The organism is Acinetobacter sp. A22 (genome assembly GCF_030913345.1).
Classification (GTDB): domain Bacteria; phylum Pseudomonadota; class Gammaproteobacteria; order Pseudomonadales; family Moraxellaceae; genus Acinetobacter; species Acinetobacter junii.
Window position 1 is genome coordinate 1,040,711 of sequence record NZ_CP133162.1, and the last position, 17,151, is coordinate 1,057,861.

Consider the following 17,151-nt stretch of genomic DNA (forward strand, 5'->3'; position numbering starts at 1 on the left):
CACTTCAAGTTAAATAAAACTTGAGAAAAGGATTTCAGAGATTATAAAAATGAACCAATTAAACTTCCCAATTCTTGATGCCCATATTCATCAGTGGAATCCATACACTACGCCACACTCAGCAGCGAGATTGGTCAAGGCATTTGGTAAATATCCTAAATTGATGGACAAAATTGTACGCGTTGTTAAACCTAAAGACTTAATCGAAACTTTAGGCATCACTCAATATGCTTTATCACCATATCTACCTTTTGATTATCGAGTTGATAGTGCAGGATGTTCGATTGATAGTGTTATTCATGTTGAGGCGAATTGGCATCACCAAAAAAACTTTGGTGTGGTTGAAGAAACAAAATGGATTCATCATTTACCTTTTAATCAGCAACAACTAAAACTTGCGGGTATCGTGGCTACAGCAGATCCAAGAAATAAAAGATTTTTGGATATTCTCAAAGCTCATCAAGATGCCAGTCCACATTTTTGTGGTATTCGTAAAATGGCAGCATGGTATCCAGATGATGGTATTCATCGCTGGTGTGATCAGCCACATTTATACACCCAGAAAAAATTCCTGAAGGGCTTTGAGCATCTAGCAAAGATGAATTTGTCATTCGATGCTTGGGGATATTCCACTCAAATTAAAGAAATCAAATCACTCGCACAACATTTCCCTGATACAAAGATCATGGTAGATCATCTCGCAACACCAGTCGGATTATTTGGAAAAGTCGGAAAAAGAACGGGGCGAACACCAGCTGAGCGTGAGCTTATATTTGCAAAATGGAAAGAGGATATTTCAGAACTAGCTGAACAAAAAAATGTTTATACCAAAATTTCAGGATTAATGATGCCAGTACTGGGACATCAATTTTATAAACAACAAATAACGGCGAATGTACTGCAAATACAAGATTTACTTTCACCACTCATTGAACATGCGATTCAGAGTTTTGGTACCCAACGCATTGTATTTGCATCCAACTTTCCAATGGATAAACCCAACACCACCTTAAAAGATCTCATTCAAGCGTATATTGAAATGACAGCACCACTAGGTGAAGAGGCGCAGCGAGCAATTTTTAGAAGTAATGCGGAAACCTTTTATCAAATAAATAAGCATTAGTTGTCATTGGAATTTCAATGTATTTGTTTTGACCAAATCCAATAAATAATTTGCAAAGTTCAATAAAATTACTCAATTTCAGCGCATAATTCTGTAAAATTAGCTGTCCTTATTAGCATTACTGATTTAAAAGTGATTTTAAATGAAGTAATGCTAATTAATCCTTTCTAAGTCAGTCTCTTATCTTCGATTTGGCTTATTTATTCATTTTTAAACTTATATTTCTTGCTATAGAACTATAAGCATATTTTAGGTGCCAGCATGGAAATCAAGGTAAATTACCTCGACAACCTTCGACAAGAAGCCAAATTCGATGACTTCACAGTAATTGCAGATCAACCAATCCGATACAAAGGGGATGGTTCTGCACCTGGTCCATTTGACTATTTCTTGGCATCATCAGCACTTTGTGCAGCATATTTTGTGAAAGTCTATTGCGCTGCACGTGATATCCCAACGGACAACATTCGATTATCTCAAAACAATATTGTTGATCCAGAAAACCGCTATAAACAGATTTTTAAAATTCAGGTTGAACTTCCAGCTGATATTTCTGAAAAAGATCGTCAGGGGATTTTACGTTCAATTGACCGTTGTACCGTAAAGAAAGTCATTCAAACGGGTCCTGAATTTGTCATCGAGGAAGTGGAAAGTATCGATGCAGATGCTCAAGCTTTATTGATGCCAAATCTTGCATCTGAAAGTACTACTTATATTCAAGGTAAAGATTTGCCTTTAGAAGAAACCATTGCCAATATGTCAGCAATCTTGGCTGGTTTAGGCATGAAAATTGAAATTGCATCATGGCGTAATATCGTACCGAATGTTTGGTCACTGCATATTCGTGATGCACAGTCGCCTATGTGTTTTACCAATGGTAAAGGCTCAACCAAAGAAAGTGCACTAGCATCTGCATTAGGCGAGTTTATTGAGCGTCTTAATTGTAATTTCTTCTATAACGATCAATTTTGGGGTGAAGAAATTGCAAATGCAGAGTTTGTGCATTATCCAGATGAGAAATGGTTTAAACCAGGACCAAATGGTGAGCTACCAAAAGAAATCTTAGATGAATACTGTCTTGAGATTTACGATCCTGAAAAAGAGTTACTCGGTACGCATTTATACGATACTAACTCTGGGAATATTGAACGTGGTATTTGTTCACTTCCTTTTGTACGCCAATCTGATGGCGAAACAGTTTACTTCCCATCAAACTTGATCGAAAACTTGTATCTCAGTAATGGTATGAGTGCAGGGAATACATTAGAAGAAGCTCAAGTTCAGTGCTTATCTGAAATTTTCGAACGTGCAGTAAAACGTGAAATTATTGAAGGTGAAATTGCACTACCTGATGTTCCTGAAGAAGTTTTGGCTAAGTATCCAAGTATTGTTGCAGGTATCCAAGGCTTAGAAGAACAAGGTTTTCCAGTATTGGTTAAAGACGCCTCTCTGGGCGGTCAATTCCCTGTGATGTGTGTCACTTTGATGAACCCACGCACAGGTGGTGTGTTTGCTTCATTTGGTGCGCATCCAAGTTTTGAAGTGGCTTTAGAACGTAGTTTGACTGAGTTATTGCAAGGTCGTAGTTTTGAAGGTCTCAATGACTTACCTCAGCCAACCTTCCAAAGTGAAGCAGTGACTGAACCGAATAATTTTGTGGAACACTTTATTGATTCAAGTGGTTTAGTATCTTGGCGTTTCTTCAGCTCAAAATCTGATTATGATTTTGTAGAATGGGATTTCACCAATGAGGGTGAAAACTCGAATGCAGATGAGGCTGCTGAATTATTTGGCATTCTTGAAGAAATGGGCAAAGAAGTCTACATGGCTGTCTATGAACATTTAGGTGCTACAGCTTGTCGTATCCTCGTGCCAGATTATTCTGAGATTTATTTAGTTGAAGATTTGATTTGGGACAATACCAATAAAGCATTGGCATTCCGTGAAGATATTCTAAATATTCATCGTTTAGATGACACACGTCTTGAAGCACTGGTTGAACGTTTAGAAGAATGCGAACTTGATGACTATACTGAAATCACAACCTTAATCGGCATAGAGTTTGATGACAATACGGTTTGGGGACAATTGACACTACTGGAATTAAAACTTCTTATTTATATTGCTCTGAAGCAATTTGAAGAAGCTAAAGATTTAGTTGAGCAATTCCTCCAATACAACACCAACACTGTAGAACGTGGTTTGTTCTATCAATGTATGAACGTCGTGCTAGAAGTTATTCTTGATGACGAGATGGAGTTGGAAGATTACGAAAAGAACTTCCGTCGTATGTTTGGTGATGAACGTATGGACGCAGTTATTGGTTCAGTAGAAGGTAATGTTCGTTTTTATGGTTTAACGCCTACTAGTATGAAATTAGAAGGTTTGGATCGTCATTTACGTTTGATTGAAAGCTACAAAAAATTGCATGCAGCTCGTGCAAAAGCTGTAAGTTAAGCCTCAAAGCTTTTGATCTAAGAAAGGTGTATGTTAATCATGCACCTTTTTTCATGATTTAAACCAAAACTTTTGAATTACGATTTTATAATTAAAAAAGATTCATCTTATTAAAAATCAATTTGACCGAACTGACATAATCTTTGGTAATTAAAAGTCAAATTTAACAACTTATTCTGCATTTTATTGACTATAACGCTAAATATAAAAGTGAGTCCTACGATGAATTTCTCTTTGATAAAAAACACTGAAAAATTAGTGACAAAACCTGCAATCACATCGTTGATTCATTCAATTTTCCCATTGCTTGACAGTTCTGCATCGCAAGACGGCAAGGCATTTCCTAAAGGCTATGCATTAAAACCTTTTCATCAAGCCAAACATATTGGTTGGACTCATTATGGGGTGATGATTCCTGAACTACCAGCACCTCATCAATTCTTTTCAATTATGTCAGTTATCGGCACACCCGGTGCATTGGCATTTGATACCGATCATGTATTCAAAGATTCACCTCGAAATAATGCAACCGCGGTTATGGGAACAGCTGCTACTTATCCTGATCAATTCAAAGGTTATTCAATTCCTAAAGAATGTCAGTTATATGAAGATGGATCGCATATTCAGTTGGGGCAAAACATTACCATTACAGGAAACTATCCAGACTATCACGTGAATGCACGTACAACGGATTTCGAGCTCAATATTAGAATTACCAATACAGATAAAGTGACATGGTTTATTAAAAGCCCAATTTACGATCATTTCAGTTTGCTTTCACAGTATGAAGGTGTAGTCAGCTATCGCGGAGAGTCTCAAAAAATCAACGGACTTTGTACTTTTGAATATGCATCCTGTATTAGTCCTTATATGATTAGAGATAAAGCCATTCCTTCTGCTTTTAAAATTCCATTAGATTTTTTTACTTATCAGATTATTAACTTGGATGATAACACTCAGCTTTTACTGAATGACACACGCCTAAAAGATGTGAAAATTGTCAGCAAAGCCTTTATACGTGGTTTAGATCAATATAACCAAAGTTTTGAAGCAGAATTTGAAGTATTAAGTTATCAAGATAAAGCTGCAATCTCTCCTGATGGTGTAGAGATGAATTTACCAGAAACCTTTAGATGGGTTATTAAAGACCAACAAAAAATCATAACTATTATAAACGGTTGTGTAGATACCCCGATGATTTATGGTCTGGGTAGTGGTTATGTCGGCGCTTATCACTATAAAGGTGAATATCAAGATACTTTGATTGAAGGGCGTGGTTATATTGAGTACATAGATCGTCGAAAATAACTTATTGGATAATGACATGAATTTAAATAATAAAACGATCATCATCACAGGTGCTTCGAGTGGTATAGGCGAACAAGCTGCGATTCAACTTGCTGATCTAGGCGCTAAAGTCTGTTTGGTTGCACGACGCGAAGAAGAATTGGAAAGGGTCAAAAGTACGATTGAGCAACGAGGCGGTCAGGCTTGGATTTATCCAGTAGACATCACAATTGATGAAGATGCAAAGGGCTGTATTGAAAAAATTTTAACCGAACATGAGAACATTGATGTTTTGATTAATAATGCGGCACGATCCATTCGTCGACCAATCACACAAGCACTTGATCGATTACATGACTATGAACGCACGATGCAAATTAATTATTTTGCTGCTGTGCGTTTGACATTAGCATTAATGCCGCATTTTCTTACTAATCATGCAGGGCATATCGTCAATGTCTCAACCATGTCGACACAAGTCCCAATCCCACTATTTTCAGCCTACTTAGCCAGCAAATCTGCACTTGAATCCTTTTCTCGTTCATTAAAAATGGAACTTGGAGATCAAGGTATAGATGTGAGTGTAGTTTATTTCCCGATGGTTAGAACACCAATGTCATCAAAAACTGCAATCTATAAACACATGCGAATGTTGGATACAGAGAAAGCAGTGGGTTGGTTGGTGAAAGCTGTTCAGAAAAAACCTTATCGCGTTACAAGTCCAAGTGGTGCGATTGCTAATGCTTTATTAAATACAGCACCAAGCGCAGTCATGAATCTGACTCGACCATTGTTTCGTCTTATGGATCGTCAACTCGAAAAGAAATTATAAATAGAGGGAGATATTTATTAATCAGTGATCACAAAAGCATGATTAATTGATCGGCATTAATATCTATCTCATCTTTTTCTAAAAGTAGATTTAAACAGCTGTGACTTTTATTACAGGTCATATTTCGAATAATTTTAGTGCATCTTCACTAAAATGCCTTGTTTTGAGTCAAAAAAGTATGACGAAATCAAAAAAACGTATTACCAAACTGGCATGCCATTTGCTTTATTAGTTCCATCATAAAGTGATCTAGGGTTCCGATAGCCAACGGATAAAAGTTGACTATGTCTGAGACCGAGAGTTCACGGTTCGCAAGAACTACACGGAGGGATAAAAGCCCGGGAGGTTGGACTTAAACCTTAAAAGAGGTCATGCGAATGGGCGAATATCATAATAATCAGAGTCTTTGGACTGAAAAACTACCAGGTGGTCATCATTGGTCTGGACGAGTTCAGAAAGGGAGCGTTCTTCAGTTTAAAGCTCTGGCTTCAAACGCCAATGTTTCACTGTTTTGTGTGAATGCTGAAGATAAACTCGAACGTTACAACATGCCAGACACCTTAAAAGGACAACATACTGCATTTTTAACGACGGGCAATGTTTTATATTCAGATTTAGGGCGTGTCATGGCATCGATCGTTAAAGATGACCATGGTTGGAATGATACTTTCTGTGGGGCGAGTCGCCCTGAGCAAATCACCAAACAATTTGGTCAACGTCGTTTTCAAGATGCACGAAATGAAATGTACCAAAACGGTGTCGATGGCTTATTGGTAGAGATGGCGAAATTTTCACTGTCACAAACTGATTTAAGTGCAACCCTAAACCTTTTCTCAAAAGTGAGTCCCAATGATCAAGGTGCTCTAAGCTATACCCAATCAGACAATACCAGCCAAATCATTGAATTACGTTTTGAAATGGATTGTCTGGTTTTCCTTTCTGCTGCTCCACATGGTTTAGATAACAGTTCGCTCTATCAACCAAGTGATATTCAATTGTCTTTGTATAAAGCCAACTCTTTAGCCGACCACGATATTTGTCGTGATGCCTGTCCACAAAATCAACGTGCTTTTCAAAATAACGCACGTTACTTCGCATTGAGTTCAGCATATTAAGCTATAGGAGAAGCATCATGACGGTTTTACATACTTTTGAAAAAGCTACATTAAATGAAGTGTGTCTTGCGGGTGAAGCATGGATGTGCGAAGTCAAAAAAGGGCAATACTTTCGGATTATCGATTTAGAGGGCAACCAAGCTGTTGATACGTTGTTTATCTCAGTAGAAAATCCTGAAGAGCGTTATAGCGCTACAGATACGCTTGCCATGAATCAATATATCTATTTAGAAAAAGGCACACCTTTATACAGTAACTTTGGACGGTTAATTGCAGTCATTCATGATGATAACTGTGGTCGTCATGATACGTTAGGTGGCGCATGTTCTTGCGAAAGTAATACTGTGCGCTATGCACATGAAACTTATCCTATGCATAGTTGCCGTAACAATTTCATGTATGCCTTAGCCAAACATCCCATCGCGAAAAAGCACAATTTGAATGTGCGTCACATTGGTCCAAATATCAATTTCTTTATGAATGTTCCTGTTACATCTGATGGACATTTGAAATTTGATGATGGTATTTCTGCACCGGGTAAATTTGTCGAGATTAAAGCAGAAATGGATTTAATCGTACTGATCTCTAATTGCCCGCAACTGAATAATCCATGTAATGCCTATAACCCGACACCGATCCAATTAGTGATTCGTGATGGAGAGGAGGCTTAGTCTATGTTTAATAAAGTTTTAATCGCCAATCGTGGGGCGATTGCATGTCGTGTTATTCGAACACTAAAAAAATTAGGTGTCCAATCCGTTGCTGTGTACTCTGAGGCAGACCGAGATTCATTGCATGTGACCTTAGCAGATGAAGCGATTTATATCGGTGATGTACCCGCGAGTCAAAGTTACCTGAATGTTGACAAAATTTTAGAAGTCGCCAAACAAACAGGTGCGAATGCCATCCATCCGGGCTACGGTTTTCTATCTGAAAATGCTGAATTTTGTGATTTGTGTGAATCACAAGGAATTGCATTTATCGGCCCAAACTCAGCTCAAATGCGTGCATTTGGCTTGAAACATACCGCTAGAGAGCTTGCAATCGAAGCAAATGTGCCACTATTGCCGGGTAGCCAACTTTTGGCTGATGAAGCAGAGGCATTGGTTGAAGCAGAGCGCATTGGTTATCCTGTGATGCTAAAAAGTACCGCAGGCGGTGGTGGTATCGGCATGCGCTTGGTATGGAATGCTGATGAACTAAAAGATGCTTTCGCAACAGTTTCTTATCTTGCGCAGGCAAACTTTAAAGATGCAGGACTGTATTTAGAAAAATTTGTACAGAATGCTCGCCATATCGAGGTGCAAATATTTGGTGATGGTCAAGGACAAGTTTTAGCGTTAGGTGAGCGAGATTGTTCTGTTCAACGTCGCAATCAAAAAGTTATTGAGGAAACCCCAGCACCACATTTAAATGATCAACAACGTTCATATATTCAGACTGTTGCAATTCAACTCATGCAATCCGTGAATTATCGTTCAGCGGGTACTGTTGAGTTTGTGATGGATACGGACACGCAAGACTTTTACTTTTTGGAAGTAAATACCCGCCTACAAGTTGAACATGGTGTTACAGAACAAGTATACGGCGTGGATTTGGTAGAATGGATGGTCACACTTGCGAGTGGTGACTGGACAGCACCAACGCAATCTTTGAAATCAGTAGGGCATTCGATACAAGTTCGTTTGTATGCTGAAGACCCGATCAAAAACTTCCAACCGAGTGCAGGTTTACTGACCTTTGTTGAATTTGATGATCAAGCACGTAATGAAACATGGGTAGAAACTGGCTCGACTGTTTCCTCATTTTACGATCCGATGATTGCTAAAATTATCGTCACGGCAAATGATCGAGATGCGGCTATTCTAGCAATGAATCATAGCTTAGCCAAAACTCAGGTGGCAGGTATCGAAACCAATCTTGAATATTTACAGAATATTATTGATTGTGAAGTGTTTAAAGCAGGTACTCAGACCACTCGTTTCCTCAATACTTTTGAGTGGAAAACTCAAAAAATAGAGGTATTGCAAGCTGGTATTCAAACTTCCATACAAGATGTCACTGGGCGTTTAGGTTACTGGGATGTGGGTGTACCACCGTCTGGAGCGATTGACCCTTTATCTTTAAATGTGGCAAACCAACTACTTGGCAATGCATCCAATAGTGCAGGCCTAGAATGTACCTTGCATGGACCTACACTAAAGTTTCACTGTGATAGCCAAATCGTGCTTGCAGGTGGTGACATGCCGTCAACATTAGATGGTGTGCACATTCCAATGTGGCAAACGGTGAATGTCAAGAAAGGGCAAATCCTTAAATGCGGTAAAATCATCACAGGATGTAGAACTTATATTGGCATCAAAGGTGGTTTGAATGTTCCTGAATATTTGGGTTCACAAGCGACTTTTACCTTAGGTCAATTTGGTGGTCACGCAGGACGTAATTTGCTAATTGGTGATATGTTGCCAATCACTTCTTTTAGTTCAGATCAACAAACAAGTTTAAATGCAGAACAAGTCCCGACATTCTCAAACAGTTGGGAAATTGCAGTGATGTATGGTCCGCATGGTGCGCCTGATTTTTTCACCAAACAAGATATTGATGCCTTCTTTGAACATTCCTTCGAAGTACATTTCAATTCAAGCCGTACAGGAATTCGCTTGATCGGACCAAAGCCAGAATGGGCGCGTGAAGATGGTGGTGAAGCAGGTTTACATCCTTCCAATATTCATGACAATGCCTATGCGATTGGAGCAATCGACTTTACTGGAGACATGCCAATCATTTTAGGTCCTGATGGTCCGAGTCTTGGTGGTTTTGTTTGCCCAGCGGTCGTTGTTCATTCTGAACTTTGGAAATTAGGTCAATTAAAAGCAGGAGACAAAGTCAAATTTGTTCCTATTCGATATGAACAAGCAGCCGAATTAAATCAAACCTATCATCATATGCTTAGTACTGAGCATCTTAATGATGTGCAATTTGGTCAAAGCTTTTATGCTGAGTTTGATAGCTTAAATGATGCTGTATTAGATCGTTTAGATGGTCAAGATCATACTCCAAATGTAGTGTATCGCCCCGCTGGTAATAACTACATGTTGGTTGAGTATGGTGAATTGGTTTTAGACCTGAATTTGAGATTCCGCATACATGCATTAATGCAGTGGGTTAAAGATCAAAACATCATAGGTATCATTGATCTAACACCGGGAATACGTTCACTTCAAATTCATTATGACTCACTCAAACTGGATCAACAGAATTTATTGAACCTACTCAAACAAGCAGAAACAGAATTGCCTGATGTGACTGAAATGCAAGTTCCTTCACGTACTGTCTATTTACCTTTGGCTTGGGAAGATTCACAAACGCAGTTGGCAACTGATCGTTATATGCAAACGGTGCGTCCTGATGCACCGTGGTGTCCAGACAATATCGAATTTATCCGTCGCATTAATGGTCTAAAAGATAAGCAAGCCGTAAAAGACGTGGTATATAACGCAAATTATTTGGTGATGGGCTTAGGTGATGTATATCTAGGTGCACCAGTTGCAACACCGCTTGATCCACGTCAACGACTCGTAACGACTAAATATAATCCTGCACGAACTTGGACACCTGAAAATGCTGTTGGAATCGGCGGTGCTTATATGTGTGTCTATGGAATGGAAGGACCGGGTGGCTATCAATTTGTGGGTAGAACGACTCAAATGTGGTCTCGCTATCGTAGAAATGCAGACTTTGAGCAAGGTAAACCGTGGTTATTGCGCTTCTTTGATCAGATTAAATTCTATGAAGTTTCTGAAACAGAACTCATGCAGATGCGTGAGGATTTTAAGGCAGGACGACTCAAACTCAGAATTGAGGAAGGTGTTTTAAACCTCAAAGAATATAATCAATTCTTATCAGACAATGCTGAAACCATTTCAAGTTTTAAAGCAACTCAACAAGCTAACTTTGATGCTGAACGTCGTCGTTGGCATGAGGCAGGTCTTGCAGAATATGTCTCAGAGAGTTTGGATGCTGTTGATGAGGGTGAAACCGTCATCATTCCTGATGGTGGTTGTGCAGTTGAATCACATATGCCGGGTTCGATTTGGAAAATTGAATGTCAATCTGGCGATATTGTCGAGGAAGGAGCAACGCTAGCAGTCATTGAAGCCATGAAAATTGAAATCCCGATTGTTGCGCCCGAACGCATGAAAGTTGAAAGCATTACGATCGAAAAAGGACAAACTGTTAAAACAGGGCAGGTGTTATTTACACTAGCGCCAGTGGCTTAATGAGATTGAAATAAAAAAGACCGCTTAAGCGGTCTTTTTTAATTTAAGAATTACATTTTTGAATGTGTTTATATTCGACGGCTTTTTTTCTTAAATGCTCTTGTTCCACACAAAATAAGAGTTGACCCAACCTGAGTAAAATATAGCCACACTTTGATGCATTCAGCGTAACTAAATGGTGCGAGTTGATACATTTTTTAGGCATTTTTAAGATTGGGAAATCAGCTTCATACTTGCTTTCAATACTTATGTAGCTTATTTATCTTACGTTTTGATCGAATGCAAACTATCTAATATTTTGGCATGCTTTCTGCTTTTATTTATATACAGCATAAATAGAGGAGAGCAACCAACTTGATCACTAAATCACAAACATCGGTTCATTCCAACATGTATAAAAAGAATAACCAGAACATGAGTAATAACAACGGAATAAACTGATGCCATACAGTACTTTAAACAAGCCCCACCTCAGCGTAGTGGGGCTTTTTTTATTATTTAATTTAACTTTATTCAACAAATCTCAATCACTAAAAATTGGCACATATCCTGCATTCTAAACAAGTAATACAAAAACTAATTTTAGTAATACCCTTGTAGGAGCTGCGATATGAGTGAAGTCAAAACTAACGCTGTAGAAAGACATCCTATTAAGAAATTTCTAGTCGAATTATTTAGTGCTAGGGCAGGTTTGTATATCAAACAAAATCACCAAGAACGCAAAATAAAGGTATGAGACTGTGGCCAAGCAAAAGTTAGCTCGAATCAGTATTACTGTGCCCGAAACCACATTGAATGCACTTGATCAAAAAATTGTAGATCAACATTACGAAAGTCGTTCACAAGCAATCTTGGACATGATCAATCGGCACTTAATCGATGATCTAGCTAAAAACGATGAGGTTATGGTTGGCACTTTGACATTGTTGTATGACGTGAGTTTAAAACCACTTCGAACACAACTTGTTGACCTTCAACAACAACACTTAGCTCAGGTAATTAGTTCATTACATATTCAATTGGATGATGACAAGGTTCTACAAGTCATGTTGATGCAAGGTGTCAGTAGTGATTTGAAAGCCATTAGTCAGCAGTTTATTGCATTAAAAGGGGTAATTAAAGGGCATTTGGAATTGATGGATGCCGTCATGCCGCCAATTGCACAAAACACATAAACATTCATAGTGACAAAAAGTTCTAAATATCAAAGCATAATAGGAGCAAGCATAAGATGATCAAAAAAACTCTGATTTCAGCATCTGTGCTGACAGCGATTTTTTTAGGGGGCTGTGACAACACAGCAAAACTACCAGAATCAAAGGCAAAAAATGAAGGCAGTACCAATAGTAAGCCAATTACAATTGGCTACAGTGATTGGCCGGGTTGGGTGGCATGGCAAGTTGCTATTGAAAAGGGTTGGTTTAAAGAAGCGGGGGTAAATGTCGAATTCAAATGGTTCGATTATTCTGCATCAATCAATGCATTTTCTGCCAATCAGCTCGATGCCGTTTCTGTATCCAATGGTGATAACTTGGTGATCGCATCAGGTGGTACCAAAGGCATCATGATTTTGGCAACTGATTATTCCGCAGGAAATGATGTCATTATTGCCAAAAGTGGAATTAATAATATTGCCGATTTGAAAGGAAAAAAAATTGCGGTTGAGAAAGGATTGGTTGATCATCATTTACTCAATACAGCTTTAGATGATGCCAAAGTAGCAAACTCTGAAGTGACATTAGTGAATGCAGTCACCAATGAATTACCTCAAGTGTTTGCAAGTCCTGATGTGTCAGCAATTGCAGTTTGGCAACCTGTAGCCAATCAAGCATTAAAAGCGGTTGCTGGTTCTAAAATCATCTACTCATCCAAAGATAAGCCGGGACTGATTTATGATACTTTGACCGTCAATATGACACACCTTGCTGCAAATAAGGAAGATTGGAAAAAAATCATTCAGGTATGGGATAAAACTGTTAAATATATCAATGATCCAGCAACACGAGACGATGCTGTAGCAATCATGGCAAAACGAGTCGGTTTAGATTCTGCTCAGTATGCTCAATTTATTGACGGAACTCATTTACTTGATCTGCAAGCAAATAAGAAGGTATTTACCAAGTCCAACAGCTTTGACTCTATCTATGGCTCAAGTTATCACGTCAACGAATTTAATTTTAAAAATGGAGTCTACACCACTAAAGTGGATGTTGATGGCGTGATATTCCCAACGCTTATTGAAGAGGTGAAATAGTTTTAATATATTGAGTAATAATACTTTTAAATTTAATCATTAGCTCTTAAAAATCTCCCTTTCATGAGGGAGTTTTTTTATCTATCAGATATATCAATGAATACTTCAATATAAAAAACCCACTCTTATAAGTGGGCTGTAAATTTTTTACTTTATTGACGTATCGGCGTTTCAATCTTCGCTTACCTTAGTCATACGAGGAATCAACGGCAAATCCTCAAGTGCTGGATCGAGTTGATCTTCATCGGCATGAACGAGTTGATCCACACGTTGACGCAATGCTTTAAATTCAGGGCAAAGCATTTGATCTGGATGACGTGGGCGAGGTAAATCTACTTCGATAATTTCTTTTATTTCACCAGGATTGGCTTTCAGTGCGACGATACGGTCAGCAAGTAAGATCGCTTCATCCATATCATGAGTGACAAAAATAATGGTGATATCAATATTTTGCCATAAATCCATCAAGTGCCGTTGCATCTTCTGACGGGTATGTGGATCAAGTGCACCAAATGGTTCATCCATCAATAAAATTTTGGGTTCATTCACCAATGCTCTAGCAATCGCAACACGCTGTTTCATTCCACCAGAGAGTTGATGAGGATACTGATTTTCATATTTTTCTAAGCCGATAATATTAATCCATTCCCGTGCTTGAGCCTCGGCTGTACTATCACTTTGTCTCTTCATTTTTGGACCGAACATCACGTTTTCTTTGACTGTTTTCCATGGAAACAGTGTATATCCTTGAAACACCATACCGCGCTCAGGACTAGGACCCATGATCGGTTGTCCATCAATCAAAATCTCTCCACCTGAATAAGAATCAAGTCCAGCAACAATCCGACTGAATGTTGACTTACCACAGCCAGAAGGTCCGATCACACAAATAAACTCACGTTTATGAATCTTTAAATCAATTTGGTTTAAAACAGTTCGTTCAGTTTTACCGTGTTTGAAGCTTTGCGTGAGTTGTTTTGCTTCTAAGATGACAGCACGCTCATAAATATGATCAAAATATTCACGAGCATTGAAATGGGTATTTGTCATTAGTATGCTCCTGATTTCCATTTAAAAAGCTGCTGCCCAAGTTTCATTAAAATGACATCACAAATCAGACCAATCACACCAATAATGAGAATGGCTGCATAAACATTGTCAAAATTTTGGTAACGTGCTTGTTGGGTAATAAACCACGTAATACCTGATGTGCTCCCAATCAATTCAGCAACGATCAAGTAAGTCCACGCCCAACCCAACAAAACTCTCAAATCTCGATAAATCTCAGGCAAGGCAGTAGGAATCACCACATGAATTAAGCTTTTGGTTTTGTTCGTTCCAAGTGTAAAACCTGCTTCAATTAAACTGCGATCAACTAATCGAGTTGTATTGGCAATAATTAAAATCTGTTGAAATAACGTACCTATGATAATAATGGCTATTTTTGGTGCATCGTTGATACCTAATATGGCAACTGCCAAAGCACCAAAAGCAGGGGCTGGTAGATAACGAAAAAACTCAACAAAGGGTTCGGTAAGTTGAGAAATTGTTTTAGAGAAACCACACAAAATACCTAAGGGCACCCCAACCAAAGAAGAAATAAAAAAGGCGGTAAAGACGAGTTTAATACTGTGCCAAAGACTTTCATGAAACCACGGATCATTAGCTTGCGCGGGTGGTGTTGTAAAAGCGGTTACTAATGCAATAGCAACTTCATGCGGTGCTGGCAAATAGATAGGATTAACAAGAACACCTTGTGGCGGTGTGTTGCCTTGGTCTAAAGCACTTTGTGCTTCGGTATAGAAAATATCTTTAGCAATTCGACTATCGACCTGTAAATAGGTCACGCTGCCAGAATCTGTAATCTTTACTTGTGGATGCCAAATAAATGGAAAGTAACTCACAGCACACCACAGTAAAATCGGTATTAGAAATGACCCGAAACCAAATAACATTTTGCTTTTTTGGCTGAGCTCGCGTGCAACGTAACTCATATCTACCGCCTCTTAATATTACAATTTTTATAAAACGTAATATTGTTTAAGCAAAATAGATGCCAAGCAGGCTAATTTTCAGTTTGAGACTGAATTTAGAGCAGAAAAAATCTGTTTTATAATGAAAAATGGCTGATTTTGATAAGTATTGGCTGAAAATAAAACAAAAAACTTGTTTGAATGCCGATTATCACTTTTTGCGCGGACTGAAACGATGACGGATAGTTCAAATCCATTATTTCCAATGAAAAATAAAACTGTTTGGCGTAGTTGGATATTAAAGTCCCTCGTAATTTTTGGTGCATCTTTATTAAGTCTATACGCTATTTTTGCAATTGATATGGGACGGGTAAATATTGCGCCAGCAATCTTTGGTTCAGAACAAATTTTAGTGCAACGTCACCAAACCAACAAAGCTGCTGATGCTAATAATTCTGATGATCCTGCATTGAATCAAGCTTGGCAACATTCTGGGGTATGGTTATATGCAATGAGTAAAGTTACATCTGATCAACACTCGTATGGTACAGATAGTTATTTTACCTATTCGATGTACCATTATGCAGAAATGCCAATAAAGAACATGGTCGTACTGTCATTTCATAATGTGATGGGAGGAATCTGTATGCTGTTTGGTGCCTTACAGTTTTGGCCAGCCTTTCGACATAGATATCCACGTTGGCATCGAGGCTTTGGTGCTTTATACATGGTGACGGCACAGCTTGCGATGATTGCAGCTGCAATTTATCTCACGATTACACCTGTTCAGACCATTTATGATTCGTTTTCATTTTATGTAGGTCTATGGATTTTAGTAATCATTGTAACTATTAGTTTATGGTTATCTATTTATCATTTAAAACGCAAAGAATACGCGCAACATCAAGCTTATATGGCGATTAATTTCGGCGCTTTGTTAACTGCACCAATCCTGCGCTATAACTGGGTTTTAGGAGGTATATTATTTCCTGATGTAAGCTTTAATACTTCAAATTATTGGGGCGCGGGGATTTTATTACCGCAGTGTTTTGTTATGGGGTACTTATTGTTGTGTTTATCCCGTAGCTTTCAAAAAGATCGACCATTTAGTTTGGTAGCAGCTCAACAAATCATTTCAAAAACTCGATCTCTTATTGTAAGTGGACTAATTGGCATACTGCTCCTGTGTTTATTAACCAATATCTATTATTTGTCTATCACACCAGATCTTTCATTATTTTCATATGCTGAACGATACATACCTTTAGGTCTTATCGAGGTCTACAATCAAGCTGTTTTGCAACACGAGGGATTACGTTATTGGTTCATAGTTGCATCTATCGGCTTAATTGGCATTGGTATTTACTTTATCAATGCGAGTTTCTTAAAAATTGAAGTAAATCATAGTCGTGTAAGATTACTTGCAATTTGGCTAATACTATTTGGCCTAATTCTTGGAACTATCTTAATGATCTGGGCTAAGTATATGGGAGCACCAAGTATCACTGCGCTAAGTGGTGGTACGCATATGGGGTTATTTGCTGTCCTAAACTTTTTATTTGTAGCACTATTGGCGTATGCTGTGATTCAGAATAAGCCTTATTTGATACGTGAATGGGGATTATTCCTCATATTGTGTAGTGTCAGTCTGCCAATGTCATATCTCATCCTACACTTTTTAATGTTGCTTCCAATTCCTGAGATATTTATTCAGCAAGGGCATGTCTATCGTTTAGCCGCAGATGCAGGTCCTATTTTGCTAGTTTTTGGATTGTTTTACGCTGCTTATAGTCAAGCAACATTAAGTAAGTTTGCTCGTTAATCATTTGG

Annotated in this window: 12 protein-coding genes and 1 riboswitch; of the genes, 10 read left to right on the forward strand and 2 right to left on the reverse strand. The window is 38.3% G+C overall.

What is annotated here, in order from left to right:
- Nucleotides 1-49: 49 nt before the first annotated feature.
- The 9 genes from Q9Q86_RS05270 (at nucleotide 50) to Q9Q86_RS05310 (ending at nucleotide 13,348) form a co-directional block, all read left to right on the forward strand.
- Nucleotides 50-1,123, forward strand: coding sequence for an amidohydrolase (locus Q9Q86_RS05270; RefSeq protein WP_042892037.1), 1,074 nt, complete (start codon nucleotides 50-52; stop codon nucleotides 1,121-1,123).
- Nucleotides 1,124-1,384: 261 nt separating this feature from the next.
- Nucleotides 1,385-3,580, forward strand: coding sequence for an OsmC domain/YcaO domain-containing protein (locus tag Q9Q86_RS05275; protein WP_039047313.1), 2,196 nt, complete (start codon nucleotides 1,385-1,387; stop codon nucleotides 3,578-3,580).
- A gap of 258 nt (nucleotides 3,581-3,838) precedes the next feature.
- A complete protein-coding gene (locus Q9Q86_RS05280) occupies nucleotides 3,839-4,888 on the forward strand; it encodes a DUF6670 family protein (protein WP_227540287.1) in 1,050 nt (349 codons plus the stop codon).
- Between the two features lie 16 nt (nucleotides 4,889-4,904).
- Nucleotides 4,905-5,699, forward strand: a complete 795-nt coding sequence (locus Q9Q86_RS05285) for an SDR family NAD(P)-dependent oxidoreductase (RefSeq protein WP_112986520.1) — start codon at nucleotides 4,905-4,907, stop codon at nucleotides 5,697-5,699.
- Nucleotides 5,700-5,937: 238 nt separating this feature from the next.
- Nucleotides 5,938-6,046: riboswitch (guanidine-I (ykkC/yxkD leader) on the forward strand.
- A 24-nt stretch (nucleotides 6,047-6,070) separates the two neighbouring features.
- Nucleotides 6,071-6,814, forward strand: a complete 744-nt coding sequence (locus tag Q9Q86_RS05290; RefSeq protein WP_374050029.1) for an urea amidolyase associated protein UAAP1 — start codon at nucleotides 6,071-6,073, stop codon at nucleotides 6,812-6,814.
- Nucleotides 6,815-6,831: 17 nt separating this feature from the next.
- Nucleotides 6,832-7,485: an urea amidolyase associated protein UAAP2 gene (locus tag Q9Q86_RS05295; protein WP_112986518.1), complete on the forward strand. Its 654-nt coding sequence runs from the start codon at nucleotides 6,832-6,834 to the stop codon at nucleotides 7,483-7,485.
- Nucleotides 7,486-7,488: 3 nt separating this feature from the next.
- On the forward strand, nucleotides 7,489-11,094 hold the full coding sequence (gene uca / locus Q9Q86_RS05300) for an urea carboxylase (protein WP_112986517.1): 3,606 nt from the start codon (nucleotides 7,489-7,491) through the stop codon (nucleotides 11,092-11,094).
- 740 nt (nucleotides 11,095-11,834) lie between these two features.
- Nucleotides 11,835-12,269: a CopG family ribbon-helix-helix protein gene (locus tag Q9Q86_RS05305; RefSeq protein WP_004954346.1), complete on the forward strand. Its 435-nt coding sequence runs from the start codon at nucleotides 11,835-11,837 to the stop codon at nucleotides 12,267-12,269.
- A gap of 56 nt (nucleotides 12,270-12,325) precedes the next feature.
- Nucleotides 12,326-13,348, forward strand: coding sequence for an ABC transporter substrate-binding protein (locus tag Q9Q86_RS05310; protein WP_112986516.1), 1,023 nt, complete (start codon nucleotides 12,326-12,328; stop codon nucleotides 13,346-13,348).
- Between the two features lie 171 nt (nucleotides 13,349-13,519).
- On the opposite strand, the gene Q9Q86_RS05315 is transcribed toward Q9Q86_RS05310, so the two are convergent.
- A complete protein-coding gene (locus tag Q9Q86_RS05315; protein WP_112986515.1) occupies nucleotides 13,520-14,398 on the reverse strand; it encodes an ABC transporter ATP-binding protein in 879 nt (292 codons plus the stop codon).
- Nucleotides 14,398-15,342, reverse strand: coding sequence for an ABC transporter permease (locus Q9Q86_RS05320; protein WP_112986514.1), 945 nt, complete (start codon nucleotides 15,340-15,342; stop codon nucleotides 14,398-14,400). Before Q9Q86_RS05320 ends, Q9Q86_RS05315 begins: the two co-directional genes overlap by 1 nt.
- A 214-nt stretch (nucleotides 15,343-15,556) precedes the next feature.
- Between Q9Q86_RS05320 and Q9Q86_RS05325 the strand changes: the two genes are divergently transcribed.
- Nucleotides 15,557-17,143 (forward strand): DUF2306 domain-containing protein, encoded by a 1,587-nt coding sequence (locus tag Q9Q86_RS05325; protein ID WP_171293837.1) that lies wholly within the window; start codon nucleotides 15,557-15,559, stop codon nucleotides 17,141-17,143.
- The last annotated feature ends 8 nt before the right edge of the window (nucleotides 17,144-17,151 follow it).